Here is a 15,886-nt window from a genome sequence, read left to right as displayed (position 1 = left end):
CGCGAACTTCCCTATCTGTCCGGCAACCCCTGCTGCGGTGGGGGTGCGAGAGGAGAACCCATGTCGCTCGACGTCTCACCGGCCCTACTCGAACAGGCCGAGCGAGGCGAGGTCGACGAAGCCGCCTTCGTCGACTGCGTCCGGACCTCCCTGCCCTATGCATGGGAGATGATCAGCTCCCTGGTGGCCCAGCTGAAGGTCGACGGCGGCTCGTTCGCCGACAACCAGACGCCCCCGCCGGACGAGCAGGCACGTGGCCAGCTGCTGCGTGCGCTTGCGAGTGACGCGATACGCGGCGCGCTGCAGCGGCACTTCGGGGTGCGACTGGCCTTCCAGAACTGCCACCGGGTGGCGGTGTTCCCGCTTGACGGCTCGGTCGACGAGTCGCTCGCCCGCTTCACCTCGGTCCGCAGTCAGGTGCTGAACCAGTCCCCGGAATTCCGGGACTGCTGACGCAGTGAGCCGATTGCTTGCCGCTCCTTACGCGGGAGGTGCATTCAGTACGGGGGCGGCAAGCCCTCCTGGCGGCCCAGGCGTTCAGGTGCGACGCGGCCGTGCGTCCTCGGCGAGGCGGTTCAGCCGAGGTGCGGCAGTACTTCGGCACCAAGTCGCCGTACGTTCTCCTCGGTCGCCGCCAGGTCGCCCGAACCCTCGACGAGCAGGGCGAAGCGGGAGATGCCGGTGCGTTCGCTGGTCGCCGCAAGGCGGTCGGCGCACAGGCGCGGAGTGCCCACCGGGTGCAGCCCGCAGAGCAGTTCGGTGTAGGCGAGCGGGTCGCGCATCGCGCGATGGCGGCCGTCCACCGTCACATGGGCCTCCAGGCCCTGCCGCAGCCAGCCCGGCATCGCCTTCGTGAGGGCCTCGACCGCGTCCGTGCGGCGGTCCGCGATCTGGCAGACACCGGCCGACACATGGGCCGCGCCATGGATCTCGTCCGCCGGCCGCCCGGCCGCGCGGGCGTGCTCCCGCCACAGGGCGACCATCTCGGCCTTCTCCTCGTCGCCCACGTGCATCCCGAGCAGCATGGGCAGCCCGCGCTCGGCCGCGAGACGCACGCTCCGGGGTGACGTACACGCGACGACGACCTCGGGCCCCGCCGCCTCCGTGAGGCACTCCGACGGCCTTGGTACGACGGGGACTTCGCGGAAGCCGAACCGCTCGCCGGCGGCCGCGACCGAGGGTTCGCGCAGCCAGCGCAGCAGCAGATCGAGTGATTCCGGGAACCCCTCCTCGTACGCCTTGAGACCCTGGCCGAATACCTCCAGATCGACCCATGGCCCGCCGCGCCCCACGCCCAGCGAGAACCGCCCGCCGGAGGTGATGTGCAGCAGCGCGGCCTGTTCGCCGACGGCCACCGGGTGGGCGGTGGGCAGCACGCTGACCGCCGTGCCGACCCTCAGTCGCCTGGTGCGGCCGAGCAGTAAGGCCGCCAGGGTGATCGCGGACGGACAGGTGCCGTACGGGACGAAGTGGTGCTCGGCGAGCCAGACGGTGTCGAGCCCCGCTTCCTCGGCGACCTCCGCGGAGCGGACCGCTCGGTGCAGCGCCTCCCCGTCGCCCTGTCCCGGGAACCGGGCCGCCAACACGAAACTTCCTACGCGCATTGCTATTTCCTGCTTCCTTGGCTCCGACGCGGAGCTCCCCCACCCGGCATAACCGTCTGACACGTGCCGAGGACACGGCTTGACGAAGAGATTTGCGGATTGTCTGCAGAATGGATCGCCTGGGTGAGGGACTTGTGGGGGTTGGTCCCGTACGGCTACCCCTGTCCGGGCCGCGTAGGCTGGACATGACGTGCATCCTGTATAGCCCCGTGAGGTGTTCCGTGTCCCCGCGTCGCAACCGACCGAATGGCCCCAAGGGCGCCGCCTCGTCCGGGCACGGCGCCGAGGACGACCGTTCCGGCCGTTACGGCGGCTGGCAGTCCACGGAGAGCTGGGGCGGCGAGGACTGGAACGTACGGCACGTGGCGGGCGCGAGCGCGCAGGGCAAGGCGTACCGCTGCCCGGGCTGCGACCAGCTGATCCCGGACGGCGTCCCGCACGTCGTCGCCTGGCCGGACCACTCGGGCGTCGAGGACCGCCGCCACTGGCACAAGGCGTGCTGGAACGCGAAGGACCGCCGCACCACGCGGGTGCAGCGGTCCCGTAACGCGCCGAGGTTCTGAACGCGGACTACACGTCCCGCCTCTCCAACAGCACGTAGGCGCCGGCGAACGCGGCGGCCGTCACGCCGAGCATGATCCACAGCGGGTCCCAGCCGGACGGGCCGGATTCGGAGAGGGACTGCTCGTAGAAGACGCTGAGCTGGTTCGGGATCGAGTACTCGAGCAGGGCCTGCTGCAGGTCCCGCAGCGACTCCGAGAACATGAACATCGCGATGACCAGCGGGGCCAGCAGCACGCCGATCATGATGGTGATCGCGCCCGCCGAGTGCCGGATGATCGAGCCGACGACGAGCGAGAGCAGGCCGAGCAGCGCGATGTAGAACGAGACGCCGACCGTGCCCTTCAGCCACTCCTGGCCGGTGGGCTCCCGCGCGTCCAGCATGGCCACGTCCACGAGGGCGACCAGGACGGCCGACGCCAGCGTCACCACGAAGGCGACCGCGAAGAACACGATCGCCTTCGCCGCCAGCACCCGGGTCCGGCTCGGGCACGCGGTCATCGTGGTGCGGATCATGCCGGTGCCGTACTCCGAGGCCGTGGTCAGCACGCCGAGCGTGATGATGCACATGCTGCCGAGCAGCAGCCCGAAGAAGCCGAAGCCCAGCGGGTTCTGCCCGCGCAGGCTCCCCTCCGACGAGTTGCCGGCGACCAGCGCGGCGGCCGCGAGGCCGATGCCGACGACGAGCAGCACGAACACGCCGAGCGTCCACATCGTGGAACGCACCGACCGGATCTTCGTCCACTCCGAGGCGAGCGCGTGCCCGAGGTGCGTGCGCACGACCGGGATCGGCGAGGTGTAGGTGGCGTACGACGAGCCGGGCGCCGCCTGCCAGTTCGGTGCGGCGGTCTGCGGCATCGGGGGCTGGGGCGTGCTCATCGGGCGTCCTCGGGCTTGGTCGGGGCGACAGGGGCGGAGGGAGCGGCGGCCGGCGCGGGCGGCTGTGCGGGCGCCTGCTGCGGCGCGGGCGCGGCGGCGGCCTGCGGCACGGCGGGCTGTCCCGGAACCGGGCTGGGCGGCGTTTGGGGAGCCTGCTGGGCGTAGGGGTTGGCCGTGCCCGCCTCGGGAGCCGAACCGGGCGCCGCGGGAGCGCCGTAGAGACCGGCGGGCGCCTGGCCCGGCGCGCCCTGCGGCGGGGCGAACGGCTGCCCGCCCTGCTGGGGCGGCGGCGGGGGGTACCAGCCGGGCTGGCCCTGACCCGGGACCGGCATCGGCGGCTGCGCGCCCGGCGGCAGCTGCTGCTGGAGCCCTTCCTTCTGGTCGACCGTGGAGCGGTAGTCGACCGCGCCCTGCGTCATCCGCATGTACGCCTCCTCCAGCGAGGCCTGGTGCGGCGACAGCTCCCACAGCCGTACGTCGGTGTCGTGCGCGATGTCGCTGATGCGGGGGAGCGGCAGCCCGGTCACCCGCAGCGCGCCGTCCTGCTCGGGCAGCACATGGCCGCCCGCCTCGGTGAGCGCGCCGGCCAGCTTCTCGCGCAGCTGCGGCTCGGTGTCGGGGGTGCGGACCCGGGCGAAGCCGGCGGAGTTCGCCGCGATGAAGTCCTTGACGCTCATGTCGGCGAGGAGCTGCCCGCGTCCGATGACGATCAGGTGGTCGGCGGTGAGCGCCATCTCGCTCATGAGGTGCGAGGAGACGAAGACGGTGCGGCCCTCGGCCGCCAGCGACTTCATCAGGTTGCGCACCCAGAGGATGCCCTCGGGGTCGAGGCCGTTGACCGGCTCGTCGAACAGCAGTACCTGCGGGTCGCCGAGCAGCGCGGCGGCGATGCCCAGCCGCTGGCCCATGCCGAGGGAGAAGCCCTTGGAGCGCCGCTTGGCCACGTCCTGGAGGCCGACCACGCCCAGCACCTCGTCCACCCGGCGGGCCGGGATGCCGGACAGCTGGGCGAGGGAGAGCAGGTGGTTGCGGGCCGCGCGGCCGCCGTGCACCGCCTTGGCGTCCAGCAGGGCGCCGACCTGGCGGGGGGCGTTGGGCAGCTTGCGGTAGGGGTAGCCGCCGATCGTCACGCGCCCCGCGGTCGGGTTGTCCAGGCCGAGGATCATCCGCATCGTCGTCGACTTGCCCGACCCGTTGGGGCCCAGGAAGCCGGTGACGGCACCGGGCCGCACCTGGAAGGACAGGTTGTACACAGCGGTCTTGTCGCCGTAGCGCTTGGTCAGGCCGACTGCCTCGATCATGCTCCGCACCCATCGAAAGGTTCAGGACAGCGGGGCACACGCCCCCCGTAAGGGTTAGGAGGATACCGAGGCGCTGACGGTTCCACTCAAGAGCGAGTAAAACCTCGCAACGGCCGTCGCCCTAGGCGTCCCGCTTCTTGAGCGTCACGTACCCGCCCACGATCGCCGCGATCACCCACAGCGCCATGATCCCGAGCCCGCCCCAGGGGCCGTACGGCTTGTCGTCGTCGATCGGGGTGACCACCTGCATGATCCTGCTGCCGGCCTGGTCCGGCAGATACCGGCCGATCTTCTCGGTCGCCGAGACGTTGCCGAGGATGTTGGAGACCAGGAAGAAGAACGGCATCAGGATGCCCAGCGACAGCATCGGTGAGCGCAGCATCGCGGCGACGCCCATCGAGAACATCGCGATCAGGGTCATGTAGAGCCCGCCGCCGATCACCGCGCGCAGCACACCCGGGTCGCCGATCTCCGCCCGATGCTCGCCGAGCATCGCCTGCCCGAGGAAGAAGCTGACGAAGCTGGTGGCCAGGCCCACGGCGAGCGCGAGGCCGGTCGCCACCGCGATCTTGCTGAACAGGAAGGTGCCGCGCTGTGGCACGGCGGCGAGCGAGCTGCGGATCATGCCGGTGCTGTACTCGTTCGACACGACGAGCACCCCGAACACGATCATCGCGAGCTGACCGAGGCTCATCCCGGCGAAGCTGATGAAGGTCGGGTCGAAGGAGAGCCGGTCCCGCTCGGTCATGTTGTCGAACTCGTGCGCCGACAGGCCCGAGATCAGCATGCCGAGCGCGATGGTGATCAGCACGGCGAGCGAGAGCGTCCACACGGTGGAGGCGACGGACCGGATCTTGGTCCACTCGGAGCGGATGACCTGCGTGGTTGCCATGCTCAGCTCCTCCTCCAGCTCTCGCCCCACGCCTGCTGCCCGGGCGGCGCCCCCTGCGCGTGCGCGTGGTATTCCACCGACTCCGCGGTCAGCTGCATGAACGCCTCCTCCAGCGAGGCCTGTTGCGGGCTCAGCTCGTGCAGCACCACGCCGTGCCGCGCCGCCAGCTCCCCGATCTGCTCCGCCTTGCCGCCGTCGACCTCCAGCGAGCCGTTGCCCGTCTCCACGGCCGTGATCCCGGCCGTGTGCAGCACGTCGAGCAGCCGCTCCCGCTGCGGGGTGCGGATCCGGACGTACGACTTGGAGTTCCGCTCGATGAAGTCGGCCATGGTCGTGTCGGCGAGCAGCCGGCCCTGTCCGATGACGACGAGGTGGTCGGCCGTCAGCGCCATCTCGCTCATCAGGTGCGAGGAGACGAAGACCGTACGGCCCTGCGCGGCAAGGGATTTCATCAGGTTGCGGATCCAGTGGATGCCCTCGGGGTCGAGGCCGTTGACCGGCTCGTCGAACATCAGGATCCGCGGATCGCCGAGCAGGGCGCCCGCGATGCCGAGCCGCTGGCCCATGCCCATCGAGAAACCCTTGGTCTTCTTCCGCGCGACCGCCGTGAGCCCCACCGTCTCCAGCACCTCGCGCACCCGGCGCTTGGGAATGCCGTTGCTCTGCGCGAGGCACAGCAGATGGTTGTAGGCGCTGCGCCCGCCGTGCCAGGCCTTGGCCTCCAGCAGGGCGCCGATGTACGTCAGCGGGTCCCTGAGCTGGTGGTAGTGCTTGCCGTCGATGCGGACGTCACCGGCGCTCGGATGGTCGAGGCCGAGGATCATCCGCATCGTCGTGGACTTCCCGGCGCCGTTGGGGCCGAGGAAGCCCGTGACCATGCCTGGTCTGACGGTGAAGGACAGGTTGTTGACCGCCACCTTCTCGCCGTACCGCTTGGTCAGCCCCTCGAGCTCGATCATGCCGCCCACGCTAAAACGGGACAAAGCCCTCTGCCACCCCAGTGGCAGAGGGCTTTGCCAAAATTCAGCAGACGTGCGCCGGATCGTTACCGGGTCTGCTGGGCGGGAACCCCACGGGAGATCGGCTCGTCCTCGGCCGGGGTGCCGGCGGCGGCCACCGCGGCGCCCGTGAGGGTCGCCAGCATCTCGCGGACGTTCGTCAGCTGAGCGTTGATGCTGTCGCGGCGGTTGGTGAGCGCCGCGAGCTCGCGCTCGGATTCCGAACGGATGCGGTCGGCCTTGGCGTTGGCGTCGGCGACGATGTCCTCGGCCTGGCGCTGAGCCGTCTCCACCGTCTGGCGGGCGCGGCGCTCGGCGTCGGTGCGCAGCTTCTCGGCCTCCAGGCGGAGCTGCTCCGCGCGGTGCTCGATCTCCGCGAGGCGCTTCTCGGCCTTGGCCTGACGGGACGCCAGGTCGCGCTCGGACTGCTCGCGGCGCTTGGCGAGGTTCGTCTCGAAGTCGGCGGCGGCCTGCGCGGCCTTGGCGCGGGTCTCCTCGAAGAGGGCGTCGGCCTCCTCGCGCTTGGACTGCGCGTCCTTCTGGGCCTCGGCGCGCAGCTGCGAGGCGTCACTCTTGGCCTTCTCGACGATGCGGACGCCCTCGTCCTCGGCCTTGGCCTTGCGCTCCGCAGCGAACGATTCTGCGTCGTTGCGGACCTGCTGGGCCGCCGACTCGGCGAGCTCGCGGTGCTGCTCGGCCGCGCGACGCGCCTCCTCGCGCAGATCCTTGGCCTCCTCCTCGGCGAGGCGGAGGATCTTCTCGACACGCGCGCCGAGACCCGCGTACGACGGCTCTGCGTCGGTGACGGCGGCCTGGGCGTTCTGCGTCTCGAGGTGGAGCTCCTCGATGCGCTTTTCCAGAGCGGTGATGCGGGCCAGAGCGCTGTCGCGGTCGGAGACGAGCTTCGAGATGCGTTCGTCCACCTGCGCGCGGTCGTACCCACGCCGCACAAGCTCGAAGCCGTAGGGGGAAGTGTCGCTCATGGGGTTCCTGTCAAATGAGACCGGTGAGGTGATAGGTGGAATCCTAGGGGCCGAAGCGGTGTGTCATCGAGCGGATGCGTGTTTGATCTGGAGAATGACACCCCTTTTGGGTGGCTAAACCCAGGACTGCTTGCCAAAGATCTGGTCAAAGGCCCCAGAAAACACCGGAGTCCGGTCTCTTGGCTAGCTGTCCGGCGACTTGCCACCCGAACGGGGGGCGCCCACCGTCGCACCGGCCTTGACCCCGCCGTCCTTGCCCGCGGACGGCGCCTCGAACGACTCCAGCGCCTCCAGGACGTCCTGCACCCGGGAGATCTCGGCGTTGATGTCCTCGCGGCGCCGGACCAGGACCTCCAGCTCGCGCTTGCCCTCCTCGACCGTGCGCTTGGCCTCGCGGATCGCCTCGGCCTTGAGCTCCTCGGCCTCCTTGATCAGCGTGGCCCGCTTCTGCTCGGCCTCCTTCAGCAGACCCTCGGCCTTCTTGACGGCGGCGATCCGGACCTTGCCGGCCTCGGAGTTGGCCTCCGACACCAGCTCCTTGGCCTTCGCCTGCGCCTTGGCCATCTGCTCCTCGGCGGCCTTGATGAGGGTGTCGCAGCGGTCGCCGGTCGACTTCATCGTCTCGGCGATCTCCCGGCGGGCCCGCTCGTGCAGCTCCTCGACCTCGCTCGTGACACGGTCGCGGTGCTCCTCCGCGCGCTCCCGGATCGACGTGGCGTCCCGGCGGGCGCCGACGAGCAGCTCGTCCGCGTCCGTGCGGGCCTTCTCCACCAGCGAGTTGCCCTCGACCGTCGCCTCGGAGACGAGCCGGTCGGCCTCCTTGCGGGCGGCGCCCACCATGGTGTCGGCCTGCGCCTCGGCGTCCGCGGTCGTCTTGTGCGCCTGCGCCTGCGCCTCGGTGAGCAGCTTGTCGGCCTCGGCCGTGGTCTCGGTGATGAGCTTGTCGACCTGCTCGGCCACGTCCTGGCGCCGCTTGTTGGCGTCCTTGCGGGCCTCGTCGAGGGTGCGCTCGGCTTCCGCGCGCGCCGCGTTCACCAGCCGCTCAGCCTCCGCGGCCGCCTCGGCCTTGACGCGCTCGGACTCGCCGCGGACCCGCTCGGCGTGCTGCTGTGCCGACCCGACCGTCTCCGCGGCCTCGGCGCGCAGCCGCTCCGCGTCCGACGTGGCGTCGCCGACCAGCTTCTCGGCCTTGGCGAGCGCGTCGGTGCGCACCCGGTCGGCCTCCGCGACCGTCTCCGACTGCAGCCGCTCCGCCTCCGAACGCGCCTCGGTGATGAGGGTGTCGGCCTGCGTCGCCGCGTCCGAGCGGATCCGGTTGGCGTCCTCGCGGGCGTCCGCCCGGGTGCGCGAGGCGGCCTGCTCGGCCTCGGCGATGGCGTTCGACGCCTCCGTACGCACCCGCTGGGCGTGCTCGGCGGCGTCCGACCGCAGCCGCTCCGCCTCGGCGATGGCCTCCCCGACCGTGCGCTCGGCGAGGGCCTTCGCGGCAGCGGACTCCTCGTTCGCCTCGCGCCGGATGCGGCCCGCGTCCTCGCTGGCCCGCTCCCGCTCGGCGTAGGCGTCGGCACGGACCCGGTCCGCCTCCTCCTGCGCCTCCCGGCGGGTACGGTCCGCCGCGTGCTCGGCGGCGCTGCGCAGCCCGGCGATCTCCTCCTGGGCCTGCTCGTGCAGCCCGGACACGGAGTCGCGGACCTGCTGGGCGTGCTGCTCGGCCGCGGACACCATCTCGGTGGCGCGCCGGTCGGCCTCCTCGACCAGCCGCAGCGCCTCGGCCTGTGCCTCCTCCACCCGGTTGCGGGCGGAGGCCAGCAGCTCCTCGCTCTGCTCGCGGGCCCGCTCGCGCTCCTGGTCGGCCTCCTGGCGGGCGGAGCCGAGGAGTTCCTCGGCCTCGCGGCGGCGCCGGGCGGCCTCCTCCTGGGCGGCGGCCAGCGTCTCGGACGCCTCCGTGGCGAGCCGCTCGGCGGCGGCCTGCGCCTCGGCACGGACCCGGTCGGCGGTGTCCTGCGCCTCCGACTTCAGCCGCTCGGCCTCGGCCGCGGCCTCCGACCTGAGCCGTACGGCGACGGCCTCGCCCTCGGCACGGGACGCGGACGCGTCCGACGCGGCCTCGTTGCGCAGCCGGTCGGCCTCGTCCTCGGCCTGCTGCTGCAGCGTGCGGATCCGCTCGGCGGCCTCCGTGCGCAGCCGGTCGGTCTCCTCGGCGGCCTCGCGCCGGATGCGGGCGGCCTCCTCGCGGGCGTCGGTGAGCGCCTGCTCGGCCGCCGCGAGCCGCTGCTCCGCGTCGGTGTGAAGCCGGGTCAGCTCCTCGGCGGCCTCCGCCCGGCGGGCCTCGACGCCGCGCTCGGTCTCCTCGCGCAGTTCCTGGGCGGCGCGCTCGGCGTCGGCCTTGATGCCCTCGGCCTGCTCGACGACCTCGTCGCGGTGCCGCTCGGCCTCCTGGCGGGTGCGCTGGAGGGTCTCCTCGGCCTGGCGGCGCAGCGTCGTCGCCCGCTCGATGGCCTCGGTGCGGACCTTCTCGCTGTCCGTCGTGGCCTTCTGGCGCAGCTCGTCCGCGTCCTGCTTGGCCTTCGCCAGCAGCTCCTCGGCGGTCTTGGCCGCCTCCTCGATCTGCTGGACGGCCTCCTTGCGGGCCTCCGCGCGGATCTTCTCGCCCTCGGCGACCGCCTCGGAGCGCAGTTGCTCGGCCTCGCCGCGCAGCCGGCGGGCCTCCTCCTGCAGCTCGACCGTCTTGGCGCGGTACTCCTTGGTGTCGTCCTTCGCCGCGCCCTTGAGCTGCTCGGCGATGTCGTGCGCCTCGGCGCGCAGCCGGTCCGCCTCGGCCTCGGCCTCCCGGCGGATCCGCTCGGCCTCCTCGGCCGCGGCCTTGGTGGTTTTCTGGGCGTCCTCCTGCGCCTTGTTGAGGACGTCCTCGGCCGTCTTCGCCGCCTTGGACAGCTGGGTAGCGCTCTCCTCGGCGGTGATCGTGCGGGCCTTCTCGGCGGCCTCGGCGACGATCTTCTCGGCCTCGGCGCGGGCGTCGGCGACGACCTGCTCGGCGTCCGCCTTGGTGGTCTCGGCCTCCTTGGTGGCCTCGCTGACCAGCCGGGCGACCTGCTCCTTCGCCGTACGCATGCGCTGCTCGTTGGCCGACTCGGCGCTGGAGAGCGCCTTCTCGGCGGCCGTCTTCGCCTCGGCGACCAGCTTCTCGGCCTCGGACTGCGCCTTGCGCAGCGCCTCCTCCGCCTCCGCCATGCGCTGCTCGGCGGCCCGGCTGAGTTCGGTGGCCTGCCGGCGGGCCGCGTCCGACTCGGTCGCGGTGGACGTACGGAGCTGCTCGGCGTGGTCGGTGGCTTCCTGAGCCTGCGTGGAGGCGGCGTTCAGCAGGCGCTCGGCGTCCGTACGCGCCCGGCGCAGGATCTGCTCGGCCTCCGCGCGGGCCTCCTCGGCCGCGCTCGTCAGGCGCTGGCGGGCCTCGCTCGTGAGCCGCTCGGCCTCGGCGCGCGCGGCCGCCATGGCCTGCTCGGCCTCGGTGCGCGACTCGTCGAGGAGGCGGCGGGCCTGCTGCTCGGTGCGGGCACGCAGCTGCTCCGCCCAGGCCACGTTCTCGTTGACGTGCGACTCGACGGTCTGCCGGCGCTCGGCCAGCTCCTGGTCGAGCTGCTGGCGGCGGGTCACCGCCTCCTGGTGCAGCTCGGCCTGCAGTCGGGCCGCCTGCTCGGCGTGCTCCTGAAGGATCCGCTGGGTCTGCGCGCGGGCCTGGCTCAGCTCCCGCTCGGCGTCCTGGCGCAGCTGGTCCGCCTGGATCTGGGCGTTCCGCAGCAGCTGTTCGGCCTGATAGCCGATGTCACCGCCGTCGAAGGCGGGCCGGGACATGATGGTGCGCCGCGCCTCGTGCAACTTGGCGCGCAGCACCTCGACCTGGTAGCCGAGGTCCTCGGCGTGCTGGATCGCCTTCTCCCGCTCGGTCTTCAGCCGATCCATCTCGGCCTCGAACCGAGAGAGGTGGTCGACGTCAGCCGCCGGCTCTCGCTCCTGGCGTTCGTAGCCCCGCACTGCGCGGTCCCATCCGTCCCCTGGTCGCAAGTCTCTCCATACGGGCACCGTCCATCCGCCGAACGGGGCCCCCGGGGAATGGTGTCAGATCAACGGCGGAGCACGGGCTGTTGCCCCACCCTCGTCCCCCGAAACCCGGACCCCGGACGGTCCCCCCGTCAGGACGGAGGGGCCGGGTCACCCTGGAGTGAGCGGCGACCGCCCCCAACCCTACCGGCCCATATGTACGAGGGTCAGTGCTCAGGTGACTCAACAGGCGCCGAAGTGACCAGTTCTGTCAGTACGCCGTGGCAATCCTTTGGGTGCAGGAAGGTGATTCGTGACCCCATGGAGCCGCGCCGGGGCTCTTCGTACAGAACGCGTACGCCCTTGTCCTTGATGTCGGCGGCGTCGCCGTCCACATCCGCCGTACCGAAAGCGATGTGGTGGACACCCTCGCCGTTCTTGTCGAGCCACTTGGCGACGGTCGAGTCCGGCCGCGTCGGCTCGAGAAGCTGCAGGTAGGAAGCACCGCCGTCGGAGGTGTCGTTGATCTTGAGCATGGCCTCGCGGACGCCCTGCTCCTCGTTGACCTCGGAGTGGAACACCTCGAAGCCGTATGTGGTCCGGTAGAACTCGACGGTCTTGTCGAGATCGAAACAGGCGATTCCGATGTGGTCGATTCGCGTCAGCATGTTGTTCAGTGGAGCGCTCCCGAGGTGGTTACGCAACGTGCGCGCGATCACACTGACGGCCCGGTGACGGCACGGAGTGCCACTCAGTACATTCGAAGTAAACCCTCGTTCACTCCTCGGCAGTGCAGCCGGAAGGGGATCGCACCTCATGTCTGGAACGAACAGCAGTACCTCGGTGATCGTCGCGGGGGCCCGTACGCCCATGGGACGCTTGCTGGGCTCGCTGAAGTCCTTCTCGGGAGCCGACCTCGGCGGCTTCGCGATCAAGGCCGCCCTCGACCGTGCGGGGATCGGCGGCGACCAGGTGCAGTACGTGATCATGGGCCAGGTGCTGCAGGCCGGCGCCGGCCAGATCCCGGCCCGTCAGGCGGCCGTGAAGGCCGGCATCCCGATGAACGTCCCGGCGCTCACCATCAACAAGGTGTGTCTGTCCGGCCTCGACGCGATCGCGCTCGCGGACCAGCTGATCCGCGCCGGCGAGTTCGACGTGATCGTCGCGGGCGGCCAGGAGTCCATGACCAACGCTCCCCACCTGCTGCCGAAGTCCCGCGAGGGCTTCAAGTACGGCGCGGTGCAGATGCTCGACGCGATGGCGTACGACGGGCTGACCGACGCCTTCGAGAACATCGCCATGGGCGAGTCGACGGAGAAGCACAACACGCGCCTCGGCATCGGCCGTGCGGAGCAGGACGAGATCGCCGCCCTGTCCCACCAGCGCGCGGCCGCCGCGCAGAAGAACGCCATCTTCGAGGCCGAGATCACCCCGGTGGAGATCCCGCAGCGCAAGGGCGACCCGATCCTCTTCAGCAAGGACGAGGGCATCCGCGCGGAGACGACCGCCGAGTCGCTGGGCAGGCTGCGCCCGGCGTTCTCGAAGGAGGGCACCATCACGGCGGGCTCGTCCTCGCAGATCTCCGACGGCGCGGCCGCGGTCGTCGTCATGAGCAAGGCCAAGGCGCAGGAGCTCGGCCTGGACTGGATCGCGGAGATCGGCGCGCACGGCAACGTGGCGGGCCCGGACAACAGCCTTCAGTCCCAGCCCTCCAACGCCATCCTGCACGCCCTGAAGAAGGAGGGCCTGGAGGTCTCCGACCTCGACCTGATCGAGATCAACGAGGCCTTCGCCGCCGTCGCGGTGCAGTCAATGAAGGACCTCGGCGTGTCCACGGAAAAGGTGAACGTCAACGGCGGAGCCATCGCCCTGGGTCACCCGATCGGTATGTCGGGCGCACGCCTCGTGCTGCACCTGGCCCTGGAGCTGAAGCGCCGGGGCGGCGGAGTGGGCGCGGCCGCGCTGTGCGGTGGCGGCGGGCAGGGTGACGCGCTGATCGTGCGGGTACCCAAGGCCTAGCGCGCCTGTTCGGCGGATGAGGCCGGCTGCGAGGAGCGGATCCTTTCAGCCGGGCCCCGCGATGTCGGCATGATCCGCCGGACAGGCCCTGACCGTCGGTACGTGATTCTCGGAACGGAGCTGTGATGCAGGACATCTCCACGCTGGTGGCCCAGGCCAGGGAGGGGCGGCCGCGGGCCGTGGCCCGGCTGATCTCGCTGGTGGAGGGGGCGTCCCCGCAGCTGCGGGAGGTGATGGCGGCGCTGGCCCCGCTGACGGGCAACGCGTATGTCGTGGGGCTCACCGGGTCCCCGGGCGTCGGCAAGTCCACGTCCACCTCCGCCCTGGTGACCGCGTACCGCAAGCAGGGCAAGCGGGTCGGCGTCCTGGCCGTCGACCCGTCCTCGCCCTTCTCGGGCGGCGCCCTGCTCGGCGACCGGGTGCGCATGTCGGACCACGCCTCCGACCCCGGCGTCTACATCCGCTCGATGGCCACCCGCGGCCACCTCGGCGGCCTCGCGTGGGCCGCCCCGCAGGCGATCCGCGTCCTGGACGCTGCGGGCTGCGACGTGATCCTGGTCGAGACGGTCGGCGTCGGCCAGTCGGAGGTCGAGATCGCCTCCCAGGCCGACACGTCGGTGGTGTTGCTGGCCCCGGGGATGGGCGACGGCATCCAGGCGGCGAAGGCGGGCATCCTCGAGATCGGCGACGTGTACGTCGTCAACAAGGCCGACCGCGACGGCGCGGACGCCACGGCGCGCGAGCTGAACCACATGCTGGGGCTCGGCGAGTCACGGGGCCCGGGCGACTGGCGCCCCCCGATCGTCAAGACGGTCGCCGCCCGCGCCGAGGGCGTCGACGAGGTGCTGGAAGCCCTGGAGAAGCACCGCGCCTGGATGGAGGAGCGGGGCGTCCTCGCCGAACGCCGCCGCGCCCGCGCCGCCCGCGAGGTCGAGACCATCGCCGTCACGGCCCTGCGCGAACGCATCGCCGACCTGCACGGCGACCGCCGCCTGGGGACACTGGCGGAGCAGATCGTCGCCGGGGAGCTGGACCCGTACCGGGCGGCGGACGAGCTGGTGGCGGGGCTTACGCGGGGTTGAGGGCGCCTTCATGGGGGCTGCCTTCGCGGGGGCTCCCAAGGGGGCGGCTCGCAGGTGCGGAAGCTGGTGCGACGCGGCGTTCACGGCCCTCACGCGGTCGGTCCCCCATACATTCTTCCTGGTGAACTGCCGTTCGCCGCTGGTATGTTGACCGGCATGTACCTCCTCTTGGCATAGGGAACGCCCCGCCCGCGCACGGTGAACGGCCGCTCGGCCGGGACCGTCGCGGCGATTCGGCGTCCCCTTTTCCGCCTCGAGTCGAGGAACTCCCGTGTCTTCCACGTCTGTCGCGCGGCCTTCGTATGCCGCCGTTCTCCGGATCCCGTACGCCCGCCGCACCTTCGCCGCCGCCCTGCTCGGCAGGCTGTCGTACGGCATCGCCCCGCTGTCCATGATGCTCGCCGTGACCCGGGCCTCCGGGTCGTACGCGGTGGCCGGCATCGTCATGGCGCTGTTCTCCGGCACCAGCGTCTTCCTGTCGCCCGCGCGGGCGGCGCTCATCGACCGGCACGGGCCGCGCCGGGCGCTCGTGCCGATGGTCGCGGTCCACACCGCCCTGCTCGGCCTGTTGACCCTGGTCGTGTGGCACCCGCACGCCGTCTCGCCGCTCGTACTGGGCGCGGTGACCACCGCCGCGGGGGCCAGCACCCCGCCGCTGGGGCCGACCATGCGGGCCGTGTGGGGCCGGATCGCCCCCGACCGGGCGCTGGTGCAGCGCGCCTACAGCCTGGACGCCGTCGCCGAGGAACTGCTCTTCGTCTCGGGCCCGTTGCTGGTCGGCGTGCTCGTCGGGCTCGCTCCGCCGGCGGTCGGGATCGTCGTCGGGGCGGTGCTGATGGCGGTGGGGACCGCGGGGTTCGTGTCGTCGCCCGCGGTGCGGGACGTGCCACCCGGCGCGGCGAAGGCGAGGACGCACGGCAAGGGCCGGCGCCGGGTGCTGCGCGGGCTCGGGCGGCCCGTGGTCGCCGCCGCGGGCGTCGGGCTCGCGCTGGGCGCCGTCGATCTGCTGGTCGTGGCTTTCGCCGAGGGGCGCGGATACGGCGGTGACAGTGTGGCCTGGGTGCTGGCCGCCCTGTCGGCCGGAAGCGCCGTCGGCGGGCTGCTCAACGGGGCCGTCGCATGGCGCACTTCGGCGGCGGCACGGCTGCCGCTCCTCGCGGTGGGCCTGGGGCTGGCGCTGCTCGGTGCGGGGCTGGCTCCGGGGCTCGGCTCACTCGCCTCGGCCACGGCGGTCGCCGGGCTCTTCGTGGCGCCGGCCATCACCACGGCGTATCTCATCGCCGACGAGACCGCCGCGCCCGAGGCACGGGTGCAGGCCGGGGCCTGGATCAACACGGCCGTCAACGCGGGGATCACGGCCGGTGCCGCTTCCGCCGGTGTGCTGGTCGGACGGCTGCCGACGGGGTGGTGCTTCGCGGTGGCCGGTGCGGTGACGCTGCTCTCGGCGGTGCTCGTGGCGAGGGGCGCCACCCGTGACGGGGGCGCCCCTGAGGCGGTGCGGGACGGGGATGCCGCGCGGACGGTCTGAC

General features: G+C 71.8%; 13 protein-coding genes. 5 read left to right on the top strand and 8 right to left on the bottom strand.

The window, feature by feature from the left end; all coding sequences use genetic code 11:
• The first annotated feature begins 60 nt into the window (after window positions 1–60).
• Entirely contained in the window at window positions 61–453 is a 393-nt protein-coding gene (locus tag IF78_RS0128640) for an SCO5389 family protein (protein ID WP_031485789.1), read from the top strand.
• 122 nt (window positions 454–575) lie between these two features.
• Here the strand turns inward: IF78_RS0128640 and IF78_RS0128635 are convergent, their stop codons facing one another.
• Window positions 576–1,604, bottom strand: coding sequence for an LLM class flavin-dependent oxidoreductase (locus IF78_RS0128635; protein WP_031485787.1), 1,029 nt, complete (start codon window positions 1,602–1,604; stop codon window positions 576–578).
• A gap of 221 nt (window positions 1,605–1,825) precedes the next feature.
• Between IF78_RS0128635 and IF78_RS0128630 the strand changes: the two genes are divergently transcribed.
• Entirely contained in the window at window positions 1,826–2,167 is a 342-nt protein-coding gene (locus tag IF78_RS0128630) for a hypothetical protein (protein ID WP_031485785.1), read from the top strand.
• 7 nt (window positions 2,168–2,174) lie between these two features.
• Here IF78_RS0128630 and IF78_RS0128625 read toward each other — a convergent pair whose 3' ends face one another.
• The 7 genes from IF78_RS0128625 to mce all read right to left on the bottom strand — a co-directional run bounded on the left by IF78_RS0128625 (window position 2,175) and on the right by mce (window position 11,924).
• Window positions 2,175–3,044 (bottom strand): ABC transporter permease subunit, encoded by an 870-nt coding sequence (locus IF78_RS0128625; protein ID WP_031485783.1) that lies wholly within the window; start codon window positions 3,042–3,044, stop codon window positions 2,175–2,177.
• The gene (locus IF78_RS0128620) at window positions 3,041–4,345 is read right to left on the bottom strand and encodes an ABC transporter ATP-binding protein (RefSeq protein ID WP_031485781.1); all 1,305 of its coding nucleotides are present in this window, start codon (window positions 4,343–4,345) and stop codon (window positions 3,041–3,043) included. Before IF78_RS0128620 ends, IF78_RS0128625 begins: the two co-directional genes overlap by 4 nt.
• 121 nt (window positions 4,346–4,466) lie before the next feature.
• Window positions 4,467–5,237 (bottom strand): ABC transporter permease, encoded by a 771-nt coding sequence (locus IF78_RS0128615; protein WP_031485779.1) that lies wholly within the window; start codon window positions 5,235–5,237, stop codon window positions 4,467–4,469.
• 2 nt (window positions 5,238–5,239) lie between these two features.
• Entirely contained in the window at window positions 5,240–6,196 is a 957-nt protein-coding gene (locus IF78_RS0128610; RefSeq protein ID WP_031485777.1) for an ABC transporter ATP-binding protein, read from the bottom strand.
• Between the two features lie 86 nt (window positions 6,197–6,282).
• Window positions 6,283–7,218 (bottom strand): coiled-coil domain-containing protein, encoded by a 936-nt coding sequence (locus IF78_RS0128605; protein WP_003997840.1) that lies wholly within the window; start codon window positions 7,216–7,218, stop codon window positions 6,283–6,285.
• A 183-nt stretch (window positions 7,219–7,401) separates the two neighbouring features.
• Entirely contained in the window at window positions 7,402–11,250 is a 3,849-nt protein-coding gene (gene scy, locus IF78_RS0128600; RefSeq protein ID WP_031485774.1) for a polarized growth protein Scy, read from the bottom strand.
• A gap of 233 nt (window positions 11,251–11,483) precedes the next feature.
• The gene (gene mce, locus IF78_RS0128595) at window positions 11,484–11,924 is read right to left on the bottom strand and encodes a methylmalonyl-CoA epimerase (protein ID WP_031485773.1); all 441 of its coding nucleotides are present in this window, start codon (window positions 11,922–11,924) and stop codon (window positions 11,484–11,486) included.
• Window positions 11,925–12,072: 148 nt separating this feature from the next.
• Between mce and IF78_RS0128590 the strand changes: the two genes are divergently transcribed.
• The 3 genes from IF78_RS0128590 (at window position 12,073) to IF78_RS0128580 (ending at window position 15,885) form a co-directional block, all read left to right on the top strand.
• The gene (locus IF78_RS0128590) at window positions 12,073–13,275 is read left to right on the top strand and encodes an acetyl-CoA C-acetyltransferase (RefSeq protein ID WP_031485770.1); all 1,203 of its coding nucleotides are present in this window, start codon (window positions 12,073–12,075) and stop codon (window positions 13,273–13,275) included.
• A gap of 125 nt (window positions 13,276–13,400) precedes the next feature.
• Window positions 13,401–14,357, top strand: a complete 957-nt coding sequence (gene meaB, locus IF78_RS0128585) for a methylmalonyl Co-A mutase-associated GTPase MeaB (protein WP_031485768.1) — start codon at window positions 13,401–13,403, stop codon at window positions 14,355–14,357.
• A gap of 271 nt (window positions 14,358–14,628) precedes the next feature.
• On the top strand, window positions 14,629–15,885 hold the full coding sequence (locus tag IF78_RS0128580) for an MFS transporter (protein ID WP_051828244.1): 1,257 nt from the start codon (window positions 14,629–14,631) through the stop codon (window positions 15,883–15,885).
• Window position 15,886: the final 1 nt, after the last annotated feature.

Source organism: Streptomyces bicolor (assembly GCF_000719285.1).
GTDB classification, from domain to species: Bacteria; Actinomycetota; Actinomycetes; order Streptomycetales; family Streptomycetaceae; genus Streptomyces; species Streptomyces bicolor.
This window is presented reverse-complemented; position numbering and strand designations above follow the sequence as displayed.

Coding starts and splice junctions, on each gene's coding strand:
- meaB (WP_031485768.1), top strand. CDS start 13,401: ATGCAGGACATCTCCACGCTGGTGGCCCAGGCCAGGGAGGGGCGGCCG.
- IF78_RS0128640 (WP_031485789.1), top strand. CDS start 61: ATGTCGCTCGACGTCTCACCGGCCCTACTCGAACAGGCCGAGCGAGGC.
- IF78_RS0128605 (WP_003997840.1), bottom strand. CDS start 7,218: ATGAGCGACACTTCCCCCTACGGCTTCGAGCTTGTGCGGCGTGGGTAC.
- IF78_RS0128610 (WP_031485777.1), bottom strand. CDS start 6,196: ATGATCGAGCTCGAGGGGCTGACCAAGCGGTACGGCGAGAAGGTGGCG.
- IF78_RS0128625 (WP_031485783.1), bottom strand. CDS start 3,044: ATGAGCACGCCCCAGCCCCCGATGCCGCAGACCGCCGCACCGAACTGG.
- IF78_RS0128635 (WP_031485787.1), bottom strand. CDS start 1,604: ATGCGCGTAGGAAGTTTCGTGTTGGCGGCCCGGTTCCCGGGACAGGGC.
- mce (WP_031485773.1), bottom strand. CDS start 11,924: ATGCTGACGCGAATCGACCACATCGGAATCGCCTGTTTCGATCTCGAC.
- IF78_RS0128590 (WP_031485770.1), top strand. CDS start 12,073: ATGTCTGGAACGAACAGCAGTACCTCGGTGATCGTCGCGGGGGCCCGT.
- IF78_RS0128620 (WP_031485781.1), bottom strand. CDS start 4,345: ATGATCGAGGCAGTCGGCCTGACCAAGCGCTACGGCGACAAGACCGCT.
- IF78_RS0128615 (WP_031485779.1), bottom strand. CDS start 5,237: ATGGCAACCACGCAGGTCATCCGCTCCGAGTGGACCAAGATCCGGTCC.